Consider the following 12,936-nt stretch of genomic DNA (forward strand, 5'->3'; position numbering starts at 1 on the left):
GCACCATGACGCAAATTTTCCGTTCTTCTTTGTTGGTGTTGTGCACAGCCGGTGTGTGCACGCTGGCTTCGGCCAAGCTGCCAGCCCCTTCGCCGGAAGCCGCTGCCAAGGCTGCAGAGGCTGCCGCCAAGGCGGCCTGGGGTGGCAAGGTAGACAACTACAAACTGTGCCAGTCGCAAGACCGGGTGGCAGCCCACTATCGCAAGACCACGCCGTCGGCCAAGCCCGCTGCGGCAACAGGCGCAGCCTGCACCGACCCAGGTCCCTTCGCTTACACCCCGCCCGCTGCCAAGCCCGCTGAGGCTGCTGGCGCGCACTCGCCACCCGGCACGGCCAGCAGCCCGCCCAGCACGCTGGTGCCCGGCGCTGCTGCCGCTTCGGCACCCAAGTTCTGACAGCGATCCGTCGCCGTATCGGCACCGCCCCTGGCTGAAAGCCGCGCCCACTCCAAAGGGCGCGGCTTCTTTTTTTTGCATGGCTTGGCGATGCGGCAATGCAGCTTGGGGGCGGTCGTGGATGGCCCGCCGATGCTTGTTGCCATCCCTTGAAGAAGCCCCAGCAACATCACCCCCTGTAACGCACCACAAAGTGTGCGTATATTTGGCCCATGACCTTTCTCTCGCCCGCCGCTGATGCTGTGCCCGCCTTGCCGCGCCTGACGCAGGCCCAGGCGCCTCTCACCCACCGTGTGGACGTCGTCAACGAACAGGGCGAGCGCGAGCAGGTGCAAATTCCCGCAGAGCGTCCGCTCACCATCTATGTGGACAAGCGCGAACTCGTCACGCTGATGACGTTGGGCGCGCAGCCCGAGTTGCTGGTGCTGGGCTACCTGCGCAACCAGCGGCTGGTGGATTCTGTGTTTGATATCGAGTCCATCACCGTTGATTGGGACGTCAACGCCGCCGCCGTACGCACCCGCCACGGCATTGCCCGCATTGAAGAGCGCACGGCCAGCAAAGTGGTGACCACAGGCTGCGGCCAGGGCAGCGTGTTTGGTGGCCTCATGGACGATGTGGACCGCATCGTCCTGCCCGAAGCGTGCCTGACGCAGGCACAGCTGTACGGCATCGTCAACGCCATCCGGCTCAAGGAGACCACGTACAAGTCTTCCGGGTCCGTGCACGGTTGTGCCTTGTTTCGGGGTGAGGAGCTGTTGACGTTTGTCGAGGACGTAGGCCGCCACAACGCCATTGACACCATTGCAGGTTGGATGTGGATGAACCCCGAAGCCAGTAGGGCCGCAAGCGCTGTGGAGCATGGTTCTTCACCCATGTCTGGCACAGACAAGGTGTTCTACACCACGGGCCGGCTCACCAGCGAAATGGTCATCAAATCGGCGCAGATGGGTGTGCCCATCGTGGTGTCGCGCAGCGGCATGACACAAATGGGCCATGCGGTCGCCCAGCAGCTGGGCCTGTGCGCCATCGGCCGCGCCACCAATCGCCGGTTCATGTGCTACAGCGGCGCGCACCGGCTGGTGCTGCAGCCCGAGTTGGCGCAGCCACCGGTCGTGCCACCGGCAAGGCCGTCTGGCGAAGGCTGAGCGGCGTGTGTGGGGGCACCAAGCGGCTGCAGATTTTTCTCCTGAGCCGGTGCCAGAAAATCACCGTGCGACGGCCTGACTGCCCGAACTGACGAGCAGTGCGTCTCAATCGGGATGCACATGCGGATGCCGGTGATGAATGTCCGGGTAGTGCAGATGCGAGTGCGTCAACGCCTCGTGCCGGTGGGCATGCGTGTGTGACTCCTTGGCGTCCCAGTCAAACGCATGCGTGTGCTGGTGATGCTCGTCATGCGCATGCCGGTGACTGTGTTCCAGCGGCTCATGGGTGTGTTCGTGCCCATGCCGCTCGCGAACGTGCAGCCAGACACCAGCGGCCATCAGAGCCGCAGCCATCCAGAAGAGTGGGCCGGGGAGATCGGGCCACAGCAGCAATGAAATGGCAACCCCGAACAACGGCGCCACCGAGAAATAGGCCCCTGTCCTGGCCGTGCCCAGCGTCCGCAGGGCCACGACGAAAAGCGTCAAGCTCAGCCCATATCCAAAGAATCCCACCACCAGGCTGGCGCCCAGCGTCGCCATTGACGGCAGTGCCGCGCCACCCATCAGCGCAAGGGCGGTGTTGCTGACGCCGGCCAGCAAGCCCTTGAGTCCGGCGATCAACATGGCATCGTTCGTCGAGACTTTGCGGGTCAGGTTGTTGTCCACGGCCCAGCACAGGCATGCCCCCACAATGAGCAATGCGCCAGGCGAGAAGGTCGCACCACCTGGTTCCCAGGACAGCAGGATGCCCCCAAGAACGATGGCTACCATGCCCAGCACGATCTGCCGGTCCGCATTCTCTTTGAATACCCCCCAGGCGATGACCGCAGTCAACACGCCTTCCACGTTCAGCAGCAGCGACGCCGAAGCGCCACTGGTCTGGGTCAGCCCGAGCATCAGCAGCGCTGGGCCGAGCACGCCACCAAAGACGATGGCCCCCAGCAGCCAGGGCAGTTCGGCCCGGGGAATATGCAGGGCAGCGGAAGTGCGCGGGCCTTCCTTGCGCCTCCACTGGCGCAATGCAAGCAACAGGCCCAGCCCGATGCCGCTGCCCAGGTAGAGCAGCCCGGCCAGGAGCAAAGGTGTGACATTGCCGACCAACAGCTTGGCCAGTGGTGTACTGGCGCCAAACAGCAGGGCGGCAGTGAGGGCGGGGGTGGCAAAACGAATCGACATGGTGAAAGTAAAGCACAGCCGCAAACGCCGTGAGGCATCTTGTGGGGTTGGTGGGGATTGTCGAAAACCAGCCAGATGCTGGCAACAGCCGTATAGAGCCCGCAGGCGCTGAAAGGGCGGAGCCGCGGGGCAGCCGCAAGTAACCAACAAAACACCCCTCCGGCACCGCCAAACGTTCCCTCACGCCCCATTGCTTGTGCCCGCACCTTGGCAGCCGCCAGCCCGCCACGCGATGGCATGATGCGCGCATGAAAGATCTGAACGCCAGTAGCAGCACCTGGGCCGACACCCTGCCAAGCCAGTGGGGCCCCGAGCTTGCGAAGATCGAAATCCCCCTGCGAGAAGAGCGAGCCACCGCGTTGGCGCCCCCACCCGTGGCAGCACCGGCTCGGCTGTCGCTGCTGGGCTGGATGCGAGAAGGGTTGCGGGCCGCATTTTTCCTGAGGCCTCGCACCGCAGCGGCCTCCCCCACGCCATGGCAGTTGTTATGGCTGCTGGTGATTGGCAGTGCACTTTTGGTGGGCGCGGCGCGGCTGGAGGTGGTGGGGCCGGCCGACTTTAATCTGCGTGGCTGGCTGGCGCCGATGTGGGGCAGTCTGGCGTTGCTGTGGATGGCGTGGTGGGCCATGGCGCGTGCCCCAGCGGGGGGCGTGCCGCCTGTATCGGCGAGCGCTTTGCCTGGCAGCGCACCTGTGTACGGTGGCTTGGCGGCCTGGTATGTGTTGTCGATCTGGGCGCCGCTGGCGCCTGTGCTGGTGCTTTATGGGTTGGCAGCGGCACAGGTGCACCGGCCCGCGCTGTGGGATGGGGCGGTGGCGGGGATTGTGTTCTGGGTGGCATATGGCGGGCTCACGCTGTGGGTGCTGGCCGCGCTGGTGGTGATGAGTGCGCGGTTTATTCAATCGCGTTGGCGCACGGCGGTGTTTGCGGTGGCGTTGGTGGGTGTCATCGGCGTGGGGGCATGGCAGTTTCCCGATCAGCCTTGGGTGGCGAGTGGGCAGCCCGTGGCCGATGCGGCCGCACAGTCGTCCGATGCGCTGGAGGAGGGCCAGGAGCCGTCGCAAGAGGAAGAGCCTGCGCACCTGGCGCTGTCGCAGGCGGTGTTTGAAGGCCAGCAGGCCCTGTGGCACCAGCAGGTGGATGCCCTGCTGCCAGAGCGTCCCGGCGTGGTGGATGTGTATGGGCTGGTGTTTGCCCCCTACGCCGATGAAGACGTGTTCCGCCGCGAAAGCGCGATGGTCAGCACGCTGCTGCAGGAGCGTTTTGACGCCCGTGGCCGCGTGATCCATCTGCTCAACCATGCCGACACGGCTGTCACGCACGCCTGGGCCACCCCGCAAAACCTGCAACGTGCCATTGCCGCGCTGGGCACGCGCATGGACCGTGAACACGACGTGCTGGTGATCTACATGACGTCACACGGCGCGCGCAACCACGAGCTGGCCGCAGCCAACTGGCCGCTGGAGGTGCCGCCCGCCACGCCCGAAATGCTGCGCGCCGCGCTTGATGCCGCCGGTATCCGCAACCGCGTGATTGCCGTGTCGGCCTGCTACTCGGGCGGCTGGATCGCGCCGTTGAGCACCGACCACACGCTGGTCATGACGGCTGCCGATGCCACGCACACTTCTTACGGCTGTGGCTCGCGTTCAGCACTCACCTTTTTCGGCCGGGCTGTTTTTGATGAGCAGTTGCGCACCACCCATTCGTTTGCCGACGCGTTTGCCAAGGCGGTGCCGCTGATCGCGCAGCGCGAGGTCGAGGCGGGCAAGGCCGATGGGTTCTCGAACCCCCAAATCCGGGTGGGGGCGCAGATTGCCCCCGTGCTGCGTGCGCTTGAGCAGCGCCTGGACGCATCCCCCGCTGCGCCCACGCAGACCAAGGCCCAGGTGGCGGTGGCCGCCGAGGGCTCCTAAGATCGTGAACACGTTCTAACGCTGCCCCAAACACCCCACGGGCCGCTTGCCCGCTTGCTTTGCGCTAAGGTCCACGCCATGAATCTGTCTTTTCTGCGCCTTGGCTGGCGCACCCTGGCCCGGGACCTGCGTGCGGGCGAATTGCGCTTGCTCATCGTGGCCGTCACGCTGGCAGTGGCCGCGCTCACATCGGTGGGGTTTTTTGCCGACCGGCTGCAAGGTGGGCTGCAGCGCGATGCGTTGCAACTGCTGGGCGGCGATGCCGTGGTGGCCAGCGACAACCCGACACCGGCCGCTTTCGTCGAGCGCGCCCAGGCACTGGGCCTGCGATCGGTGACCACGATGGGGTTCCCCACCATGGGCCGCGCCAGCGATGCGCAGGGCGGGGCCAGCAAGCTGGTGGCGCTCAAAAGCGTGCAGCCGGGCTACCCGTTGCGCGGCACCCTCACGGTAGCCGATGCCCCCGGAGCGCTGGAGCAGCCCACACGCGACATTCCAGCGCCCGGCGACGTCTGGGTGGATGCGCCTTTGCTCGAATCGCTGGACCTCGCGATGGGCGACACATTGCTGCTGGGGGATGCGCAACTGCGCATTGCACGCATCATCGTCATCGAGTCCGACCGGGGTGCGGGCTTCATGAGTTTTGCGCCGCGTGTGATGGTCAATGAACGCGATTTGCCTGCCACGGGCCTGGTGCAACCTGCCAGCCGCCTGACCTACCGCTTTGCGGTGGTGGGTGCGGCGCCTGCGGTCAAGGCGTTCAACGAGTGGGCCGTGGCCGAGGCCAAGAAGCCAGAGGTGCACGGCGTGCGTGTGGAGTCGCTCGAAAGCGGCCGCCCCGAGATGCGCCAGACGCTGGACCGCGCGCAGAAATTCCTGAGCCTGGTGGCGCTGCTGGCTGCGTTGCTGTCGGCCGTGGCCGTGGCGCTGGCTGCACGCGGCTTTGCCGCCGAGCACCTCGACGCTTCGGCCATGCTGCGCGTGCTAGGGCAAAGCCAGCGCACCATTGCGGGCGCCTACACCACCGAGTTCGCGCTGATTGGCCTGTTTGCCAGCGCGCTCGGGGTGGCGCTGGGCTATGTGGTGCATTACGCCTTTGTGCTGCTGCTGGCCGGCCTGGTGGAGTCGGCCCTGCCGCCGCCCAGCCTGTGGCCGGTGGTGTTTGGCCTGGGCATGGGTCTCACGCTGCTGTTGGCGTTTGGCCTGCCGCCGGTGTTGCAGCTGGCCCAGGTGCCGCCGCTGCGGGTGATCCGGCGTGACGTGGGGGGGCTCAAACCCGCTTCACTGGCAGTGCTGGGCGTTGGCATTGCGGGCTTTGCGGCGCTGTTGCTCACCGTGAGCAGCGACATCAAGCTGGGCCTGATCGCCGTGGGCGGTTTTGCCGGGGCTGTGGCGCTGTTTGCGGGGCTGTCGTGGGTGGCGGTCAAGCTGCTGCGCAAAAGTGTGAACGAAAGCACCGCCCCGCGCTGGCTGGTGCTGGCCACGCGGCAGATATCTGCGCGGCCGGCCTATGCCGTGGTACAGGTCAGCAGCCTGGCGGTGGGGCTGCTGGCCCTGGTGTTGCTGGTGCTGCTGCGCACCGACCTGGTGGACAGCTGGCGCAAGGCCACGCCGCCCGATGCGCCCAATCGGTTTGTCATCAACGTGATGCCCGACCAGTCCGAGGCCTTTCAGCAGGCGCTCCAGAGCGGCGGCGTGGCCAAATACGACTGGTACCCCATGATTCGCGGTCGCCTGGTGGCCGTGAACGGCAAGCCGGTGGGCCCAGACAATTACACCGACGACCGCGCCAAGCGCCTGGTAGACCGGGAGTTCAATCTTTCCAACGCGGTCGAGGCACCACCCCACAACCAGATCGTGGCCGGCCTGTGGACCGCAGGCGAAGAAGGCGCCATCAGCGTCGAAGAAGGCATCGCCACCACGCTGGGCCTGCAACTGGGCGACCGCCTGCAGTTCGACATGGGCGGCGTGCAAAACGAGTCGCGCATCACCAGCCTGCGCAAGGTGGACTGGGGCTCCATGCACGCCAACTTTTTTGTGATGTACCCGGTGGCCAACGTCAAGGATGTACCGGTCACTTTCCTCGCAGCCTACCGCGCCCCTGACGTGCATGGGTTCGACAACGCGCTGGTGCGGCAATTCCCCAACATCACCAATGTGGACATGGGGGCCACCATCGCCCAGGTGCAGCGGGTGCTCGATCAGGTGATTCGGGCCGTGGAGTTTCTGTTTGCTTTCACGCTGGCCGCCGGGCTGGTGGTGCTGTTTGCGGCGGTCACCGCCACACGCGAAGAGCGCGCCCGCGAGTACGCCATCATGCGCGCCGTGGGTGCCCGCGCCAGCCTGCTGCGCCAGGTGCAGCGGGCCGAGCTGGTGGGCGTGGGCCTGCTGGCCGGGTTTTTGGCCAGCGCGGTGGCGGTAGGCGTGGGCTGGGCTCTGGCGCGGTATGTGTTCGACTTCGCCTGGACGGCATCGCCCTGGGTGCCGCTGGCCGGTGCCGTGGCAGGCGCGGTGCTGGCCCTGGCGGCGGGCTGGTGGGGGCTGCGCGAGGTGCTGCTGCGCTCGGTGGTTGATACGCTGCGGCGTTCGGCAGAGTGAGTGCGGGCGTCCTCACCCACCCGGTTTTCGCAGGTAACCGGTGCAGCATCGATGCAGCGCTGATGCCGGCCTTGCTAATATGATTTTGATAGCTGCTAGCGCTTTATGAATAAGCGCTACAGCCTGTTTTTATATGAATTCTGATACCCCTGCATCTGGCAATAGCAGCAGCGACAGCGAGAGCGAACCAGTGGCTGCAGCCACCCCCTTTGAGTGGATCGGCGGCGAAAGCCGCGTGCGTGCGCTGACCGAGCGCTTTTATGACCTGATGGACCTGGAGCCTGGCTACGCCGAGTTGCGCGCGGCCCACGGCAGCGATCTGGGACAGGCCCGGCAAAGACTGTTCATGTTCTTGTGCGGCTGGCTCGGTGGCCCGTCGTACTACACCGACCAGTTTGGCCACCCGCGCCTGCGCGCGCGCCACATGCCGTTTGCCATCGGCATCAAGGAGCGCGACCAGTGGGTGGCCTGCATGGACCAGGCCATGGGAGAGACTGGTGTGCCGCAAGACCTGCGCGCACGGTTGAAAGAAAGCTTCATGGGCACGGCAGACTGGATGCGGAACAAGGGCGTGTGACCCTTGTTTGCTATGCATTCAATAGCTGTTAGCGCTTGTACCTAAAGCGCTAGAGCCGATTTTTGCTCATATCTCTGCCCGCATGGCTTTTGTTGTTTGCTGTGCGCTGCTTGCCCGTGCTGCACGCGACCCTGGGGCCACTGGCATGACGCGATGGTTGTTTCTGGCGATGGTGGTTGTGTGGGTCGGCAGCGAGGGCGTTGTTGCGCCTGTGCAGACCGGGGTCGTGCCATCCGTTGGCCAAGCACCAGGGCTTGTGTTGGGTGTATTCAAACAGGCTCTAAGATGCCCCCACCAATAAATCAGGAGGTGGGGTATGTCAGCAACCGGATGGATCGTTTTGGCGGTGGTGGCCGCTTTGCTGGTGTGGGCCGTCACGGTCTACAACCGGCTGGTGCAGCTGCGCAACCGCATCGCCAACGCTTTTGGCCAGATCGACGTGCAGCTCAAGCGCCGATACGATTTGATTCCCAACCTGGTGGAGGTGGCGCGCGGCTATCTGAAGCACGAAGCCGCCACGCTGGAGGCCGTCATCCAGGCACGGGGCCAGGCGCAGGGCGCTGCCGCCGCCGCGCGGGTAGCGCCTGGCAACGCCAGCGCCATGGGTGCGCTGGCGGCCGCCGAGGGCGTGCTGGGCGGTAGCCTGGGGCGCCTGATGGTGGTGGCAGAAAGCTACCCCGAACTCAAGGCCGACGCCACAATGCAATCGCTCTCCGAAGAGCTCACCAGCACTGAAAACCGGCTGGGTTTTGCCCGCCAGGCCTACAACGACCAGGCGCTGGAGTTCAACGATGCCGCCACACAGTTCCCCGACCTCGTTGTGGCGCGGCTGCTGGGTTTCGCTCCGGCGCCGATGCTCGAGTCCACGCGCACCGACGAAGAACGCGCCGCACCCCGGGTGGCGTTCTGACCCGGTGCTGACCCGGCCCTGACCACTGCACCGGTAACCGCCGCCGCGCCAGCAAAGCACCCCCGGAAAGCGCCCGCGCAGCCGCGCCCCCGCAGCCCGCTCTCACCGCCACCATCGCAACGCCGAATATGAAGTTCTGGGACCAACAGCACGACGCCCGCACGGAGACCCGCCGCCTGCTGCTGGGGTTTGCCGTGGCCGTGGTGATTTTGGTGGTGGCCGTGCACAGCGCCCTGGCCCTGGCCTGGCTGCTGATGGCGGCGGTGCTGCCGGTGCACCTGCCGTTTCCGCGCGGGTTTCTGGTGGCCAATGTGGGGGTGTCATTGCTGCTGGTGCTGGGCGGCTGGTGGGTGGAGACCTCCAACCTGCGCGCTGGCGGCGTGCGGCTGGCCAAGCGGGTGGGCGCGCGTGAGCTGCGGCCTTCGCTGTCGCATGCTGAGCAGCGCTTGTCCAACATCGTGGACGAGCTGTGCATCGCCGCGCACATGCCACGCCCCGAGATCATGGTCATGCCCCGTGCCGACGCCATCAACGCGTTTGCCGCAGGCTGGGACGAAACGGATGCGGTGGTGGCTGTCACGCAAGGCGCGCTGGATTACCTCAACCGCGAAGAAATGCAGGGAATGGTCGCCCACGAACTGAGCCACCTGCACGAGGGTGACACGCGCCTGAAGATGCGGCTGGCGGGCATGGTGTTCGGGCTGGAGCTGGTCTACAACTTTGGCGACACGATGCGCGAGCGGCGTGGCCTGGCCTGGTGGTTCGGGTCGGCCATCATGCTGGCGGGTTTTGCGGGCTGGCTCACGGGCCGCATGCTCAAGGCCGCCGTGTCGCGCCAGCGCGAATACCTGGCCGACGCGCGTGCCGTGCAATGGACCCGTAGCAAGGACGGCCTGGGCGGCGTGCTGCGCAAGGTCATGGCCCAGCGCCGCGACACCCCGGCGGGCTATGCCGAGAACCCCACCCACACCGGCCTGGCCCATCCGGCCGTGCAGCACATGCTGCTGGTGGATGTAGGCGGCGGCAGCCGCATGGAGCGCTGGCTGGACACCCACCCCACGCTCGAAGACCGCGTGCAGCGTGTGTATGGCCGGCGCATGCAGCCGTTGCCCGCCGTGCCGGTAGCGGCCGCGCCCGAGTCTGCGCGGCGTGATGAGGGTGTGGCACCCGGGGCGGTGTCGATCGCCTCGTTGGTAGATCCGTTCGCGCGTTTCATGTAACGCCTGGGTGCCGCCGCTGCGGCTGCCGGCCCGCTGTTTTGTCCTTTCAGGAGACCTTCTTTCATGTCCCGCGATGAGCGTTTTCAGGAACAAGCCCATGCCTTGGGCTACCGCTTTGATGGTGAGATCAAGATCGGCGGCAACTACGTGCCTCTGGTGCGCGATGGCCACCACATCTACCTGAGCGGGCAGATCCCGCGCGTGGGCGACACCGTGGTGGTCACGGGCGCTGCAGGGGCGGGCGCCACGCTGGCCCAGGCGCAGACAGCGGCCAAGGTGTGCGTGATGCGCTCGCTGGCGCTGCTGCAGCGTGCGCTGGGCTCGCTCGACGCCGTGCAGTCCATTTTGCGCATCACCGTGTATGTGCAGTCGGCGCCCACCTTCACACAGCAAAGCGAGGTGGCCGATGGCGCGTCCGACCTGCTGTTTGCCGTGCTGGGCCCGGCGGGGGCCCACACCCGCACCTCGGTGGGCGTGCTGCAGTTGCCCAAGAACGCCACGGTGGAGGTGGACCTGATTGCCACCGTGGGCCCGCACGCGCCGAACTGAAGGAGCCCCGTGTATGGATGCGCCCACGCACCTGCGTTTCCATGTTTACGGCCGCATCGTCGAGGTGCGGCGCGAAGGTGCGCTGTGGCAGGCCTACCGCGTGGGTGCCGATGGTAAGCGCACGCCTTCGGGTTTTGTGATCCCCGACTTTGTGGAAGAGCCTGAGCTGGCGCAGTTTCTCGAAGACCTGTTCCACGAAAGCGCTTCGCCGCACAACGGCGACGTGCATCGCATCGCCTGAGCCTCGCGGGGTGCAGGGAACGCACCTCCCGGAGCAAGTGGTGTGTCCCCGCTGCCACGTCATACCCACGTCACACCGCTGTCAAAACCAGCCCAGACACTCGGTCCCTTGTTTCAACTTGGGACTGTTCATGCCTGAACGCACTCTTGGCCTTCTGATTTCTCCCTCCCGCGTTTCGCGCCGCGTGGCCACATTGGGCGTGGTGGCGCTTGCCGCGTCGCTGGCTGCCTGTGGCGGCGGCAACGACAACACCAGCACCAACGCGGGCGCCACAGCCACCCTGGCTGTGCTCGAGACGACCGATCTGCACTTCAACGTGCGCAGCTACGACTACTTCAAGCTCGCTGAAGACAAGAGCTACGGCTTCGAGCGCACCGCCACGTTGGTGCGCGCCGCACGCAAGGAATTCGCCAACACGCTGCTGGTGGACAACGGCGACACCATCCAGGGCACGGCGCTGGCCGACTACGAGGCCACCATCAGCCCCATCCCCTGCACGCAGCAGCTGTCGATGTACAAGGCCATGGGCGCGCTGGGTTTTGATGCGGGCACGCTGGGCAACCACGAGTTCAACTACGGCCTGCCCTTTTTGAACCAGGTGCTGGGCGGCGGGCTCGACGTGGACGGTGTCGATGCCACCAAGAAATGCGCGGGCGCAGGTTACCCCGCCGTGCTGGCCAACGTGTACAGCAGCAAGACCAAGAAGCCGCTGGTGCAGCCCTACACGCTGCTGGAGCGCACGCTGGTCGCCAAGGGCACCGATGGCAAGGAAGTGAAGCTGCCCATCAAGGTGGGTGTGATCGGCTTTACCACCCCCGGCATCATGAACTGGGACAAGCGCTACCTCGAAGGCAAGGTCTACACCGAAGGCGCCGTCGAGGCCGCCAATAAGTACGTGCCCGAGCTGCGCGCCAAGGGTGCCGACGTGGTGGTGGCACTGTTGCACGGCGGGCTCGACAGCGCCGCCTACACGGCCACCATGGAAAACCCCGGCCTGTACCTCTCGAAGGTGCCCGGCATCGACGCGATGGTGATGGGCCACCAGCACAGCGTGTTCCCCGACACGGCGGCCAAACCGCCGGCCTTCTCGATGGCAGGCGTGGACAACAAGGCAGGCACCATCAACGGCGTGCCCGCCGTGATGGCCAGCTCGTGGGGCAAGGCGCTGGGCGTGGTGCAACTGGCACTGCAGTGGGATGGCAGCAAGTGGGTGATCAACAAGGCAGCCAGCAAGAGCGAGCTGCGCAACATCCAGAGCAAGAACGCCGCGGGCGCCACGGTGACCGTGGACGCCGACCCCGCCATTGCCCCGCTGATCGAGACACAGCACCAGGCCGCCATCAAGTACGTGAAGACGCCCGTTGGCCAGACCGACTTCCGCATGAGCACGCTGTTTGCCGACGTGGGTGACCCCGGTGCGATCCAGATCGTGAACCAGGCCCAGCAGGCGTATGTGGCCGCCTACATCAAGGCCAGCCTGCCGCAATACGCTGCGCTGCCCGTGCTGTCGGTGAGCGCGCCGTTCAAGAGCGGCTTCCAGGGCGGGGCGGATTACACCGACGTGGCCGTGGGCCCGCTGGCCATCAACAACGCGGCCGACCTGTACCTGTACCCCAACACCGTGTATGCGGTGAAGGTGAACGGCGCGGACATCAAGAACTGGCTCGAAGCTGCTGCTAAGCGCTTCAACCAGATCGACCCGGCCAAGACCACCGAGCAGCAGCTCATCAGCACCTTCCCCGGCTACAACTTCGACATGTTCACCACGGCCGATGTGCAGTACGAGATCGACGTGACCCAGCCCGTGGGCAGCCGCATCAAGAACCTCACCTACCTGGGCAAGCCCATCGACGTGGCGCAGGAGTTTGTGATTGCCACCAACAACTACCGCGCCACCAGCGGCAAGAGCTTCATCGACAAGCTCGACGGCTCGGGCACCATCTGGGCCTCGCCCGACGCCAACCGCGATGTGGTGATCGACTACATCCGCAAGAACCCCGCCGTGACGCGCGCTGCGAACGGCGCTGCCAAGAGCTGGCGTTTTGCCAAGGCCACCGTGGCAGGCCCGGTGGTGTTCAGCTCGGGCGCCAATGCGCTCAGCGTGGCGCAGGCGGCCGGTCTGGCGAATGTGTCGCTGCTGGCGGCCGATGATGGATCGGGCAAGGGCACGTCGAAATACGGGGTGGACCTGTCCAAGTAAGCACCGGCA

At 65.9% G+C, this 12,936-nt stretch carries 11 protein-coding genes; 10 read left to right on the forward strand and 1 reads right to left on the reverse strand.

Going from position 1 to position 12,936, the window contains the following annotated elements:
* Positions 1–5: 5 nt before the first annotated feature.
* Together KI609_RS05455 and KI609_RS05460 are read left to right on the forward strand one after the other, a co-directional pair.
* Entirely contained in the window at positions 6–395 is a 390-nt protein-coding gene (locus KI609_RS05455; RefSeq protein WP_226447903.1) for a hypothetical protein, read from the forward strand.
* A gap of 212 nt (positions 396–607) precedes the next feature.
* A complete protein-coding gene (locus tag KI609_RS05460) occupies positions 608–1,543 on the forward strand; it encodes a formate dehydrogenase accessory sulfurtransferase FdhD (protein ID WP_226447905.1) in 936 nt (311 codons plus the stop codon).
* A gap of 105 nt (positions 1,544–1,648) precedes the next feature.
* Here KI609_RS05460 and KI609_RS05465 read toward each other — a convergent pair whose 3' ends face one another.
* Positions 1,649–2,719, reverse strand: coding sequence for a DMT family transporter (locus KI609_RS05465; RefSeq protein ID WP_226447907.1), 1,071 nt, complete (start codon positions 2,717–2,719; stop codon positions 1,649–1,651).
* Positions 2,720–2,967: 248 nt separating this feature from the next.
* On the opposite strand from KI609_RS05465, the gene KI609_RS05470 reads away from it, so the two are divergent.
* From KI609_RS05470 to KI609_RS05505, 8 genes are all read left to right on the forward strand, one after another.
* Positions 2,968–4,632 carry a C13 family peptidase gene (locus tag KI609_RS05470; protein WP_226447909.1) on the forward strand — a complete coding sequence of 555 codons (1,665 nt, stop codon included), beginning with the start codon at positions 2,968–2,970 and terminating at the stop codon, positions 4,630–4,632.
* A gap of 78 nt (positions 4,633–4,710) precedes the next feature.
* Positions 4,711–7,230: an ABC transporter permease gene (locus KI609_RS05475; RefSeq protein ID WP_226447911.1), complete on the forward strand. Its 2,520-nt coding sequence runs from the start codon at positions 4,711–4,713 to the stop codon at positions 7,228–7,230.
* 133 nt (positions 7,231–7,363) lie between these two features.
* Complete coding sequence (locus KI609_RS05480) at positions 7,364–7,807, forward strand: group II truncated hemoglobin (protein WP_226447913.1); 444 nt, start codon at positions 7,364–7,366, stop codon at positions 7,805–7,807.
* Positions 7,808–8,123: 316 nt separating this feature from the next.
* Positions 8,124–8,717, forward strand: coding sequence for a LemA family protein (locus tag KI609_RS05485; protein ID WP_226447915.1), 594 nt, complete (start codon positions 8,124–8,126; stop codon positions 8,715–8,717).
* A gap of 128 nt (positions 8,718–8,845) precedes the next feature.
* On the forward strand, positions 8,846–9,937 hold the full coding sequence (locus tag KI609_RS05490) for a M48 family metalloprotease (RefSeq protein WP_226447917.1): 1,092 nt from the start codon (positions 8,846–8,848) through the stop codon (positions 9,935–9,937).
* A gap of 63 nt (positions 9,938–10,000) precedes the next feature.
* Entirely contained in the window at positions 10,001–10,486 is a 486-nt protein-coding gene (locus KI609_RS05495; RefSeq protein ID WP_226447919.1) for a RidA family protein, read from the forward strand.
* A 13-nt stretch (positions 10,487–10,499) separates the two neighbouring features.
* Positions 10,500–10,727, forward strand: coding sequence for a hypothetical protein (locus KI609_RS05500; protein ID WP_226447921.1), 228 nt, complete (start codon positions 10,500–10,502; stop codon positions 10,725–10,727).
* Between the two features lie 130 nt (positions 10,728–10,857).
* Positions 10,858–12,927 carry a bifunctional 2',3'-cyclic-nucleotide 2'-phosphodiesterase/3'-nucleotidase gene (locus KI609_RS05505; protein WP_226447923.1) on the forward strand — a complete coding sequence of 690 codons (2,070 nt, stop codon included), beginning with the start codon at positions 10,858–10,860 and terminating at the stop codon, positions 12,925–12,927.
* Positions 12,928–12,936: the final 9 nt, after the last annotated feature.

The organism is Acidovorax radicis, assembly GCF_020510705.1.
Classification (GTDB): Bacteria; Pseudomonadota; Gammaproteobacteria; order Burkholderiales; family Burkholderiaceae_C; genus Acidovorax; species Acidovorax radicis_A.

Excerpts from the sequence above, each read along its gene's own strand:
- KI609_RS05470 (WP_226447909.1), top strand. The coding sequence starts at position 2,968 with ATGAAAGATCTGAACGCCAGTAGCAGCACCTGGGCCGACACCCTGCCA.
- KI609_RS05460 (WP_226447905.1), top strand. The coding sequence starts at position 608 with ATGACCTTTCTCTCGCCCGCCGCTGATGCTGTGCCCGCCTTGCCGCGC.
- KI609_RS05480 (WP_226447913.1), top strand. The coding sequence starts at position 7,364 with ATGAATTCTGATACCCCTGCATCTGGCAATAGCAGCAGCGACAGCGAG.
- KI609_RS05455 (WP_226447903.1), top strand. The coding sequence starts at position 6 with ATGACGCAAATTTTCCGTTCTTCTTTGTTGGTGTTGTGCACAGCCGGT.
- KI609_RS05500 (WP_226447921.1), top strand. The coding sequence starts at position 10,500 with ATGGATGCGCCCACGCACCTGCGTTTCCATGTTTACGGCCGCATCGTC.
- KI609_RS05495 (WP_226447919.1), top strand. The coding sequence starts at position 10,001 with ATGTCCCGCGATGAGCGTTTTCAGGAACAAGCCCATGCCTTGGGCTAC.
- KI609_RS05465 (WP_226447907.1), bottom strand. The coding sequence starts at position 2,719 with ATGTCGATTCGTTTTGCCACCCCCGCCCTCACTGCCGCCCTGCTGTTT.
- KI609_RS05505 (WP_226447923.1), top strand. The coding sequence starts at position 10,858 with ATGCCTGAACGCACTCTTGGCCTTCTGATTTCTCCCTCCCGCGTTTCG.
- KI609_RS05485 (WP_226447915.1), top strand. The coding sequence starts at position 8,124 with ATGTCAGCAACCGGATGGATCGTTTTGGCGGTGGTGGCCGCTTTGCTG.
- KI609_RS05475 (WP_226447911.1), top strand. The coding sequence starts at position 4,711 with ATGAATCTGTCTTTTCTGCGCCTTGGCTGGCGCACCCTGGCCCGGGAC.
- KI609_RS05490 (WP_226447917.1), top strand. The coding sequence starts at position 8,846 with ATGAAGTTCTGGGACCAACAGCACGACGCCCGCACGGAGACCCGCCGC.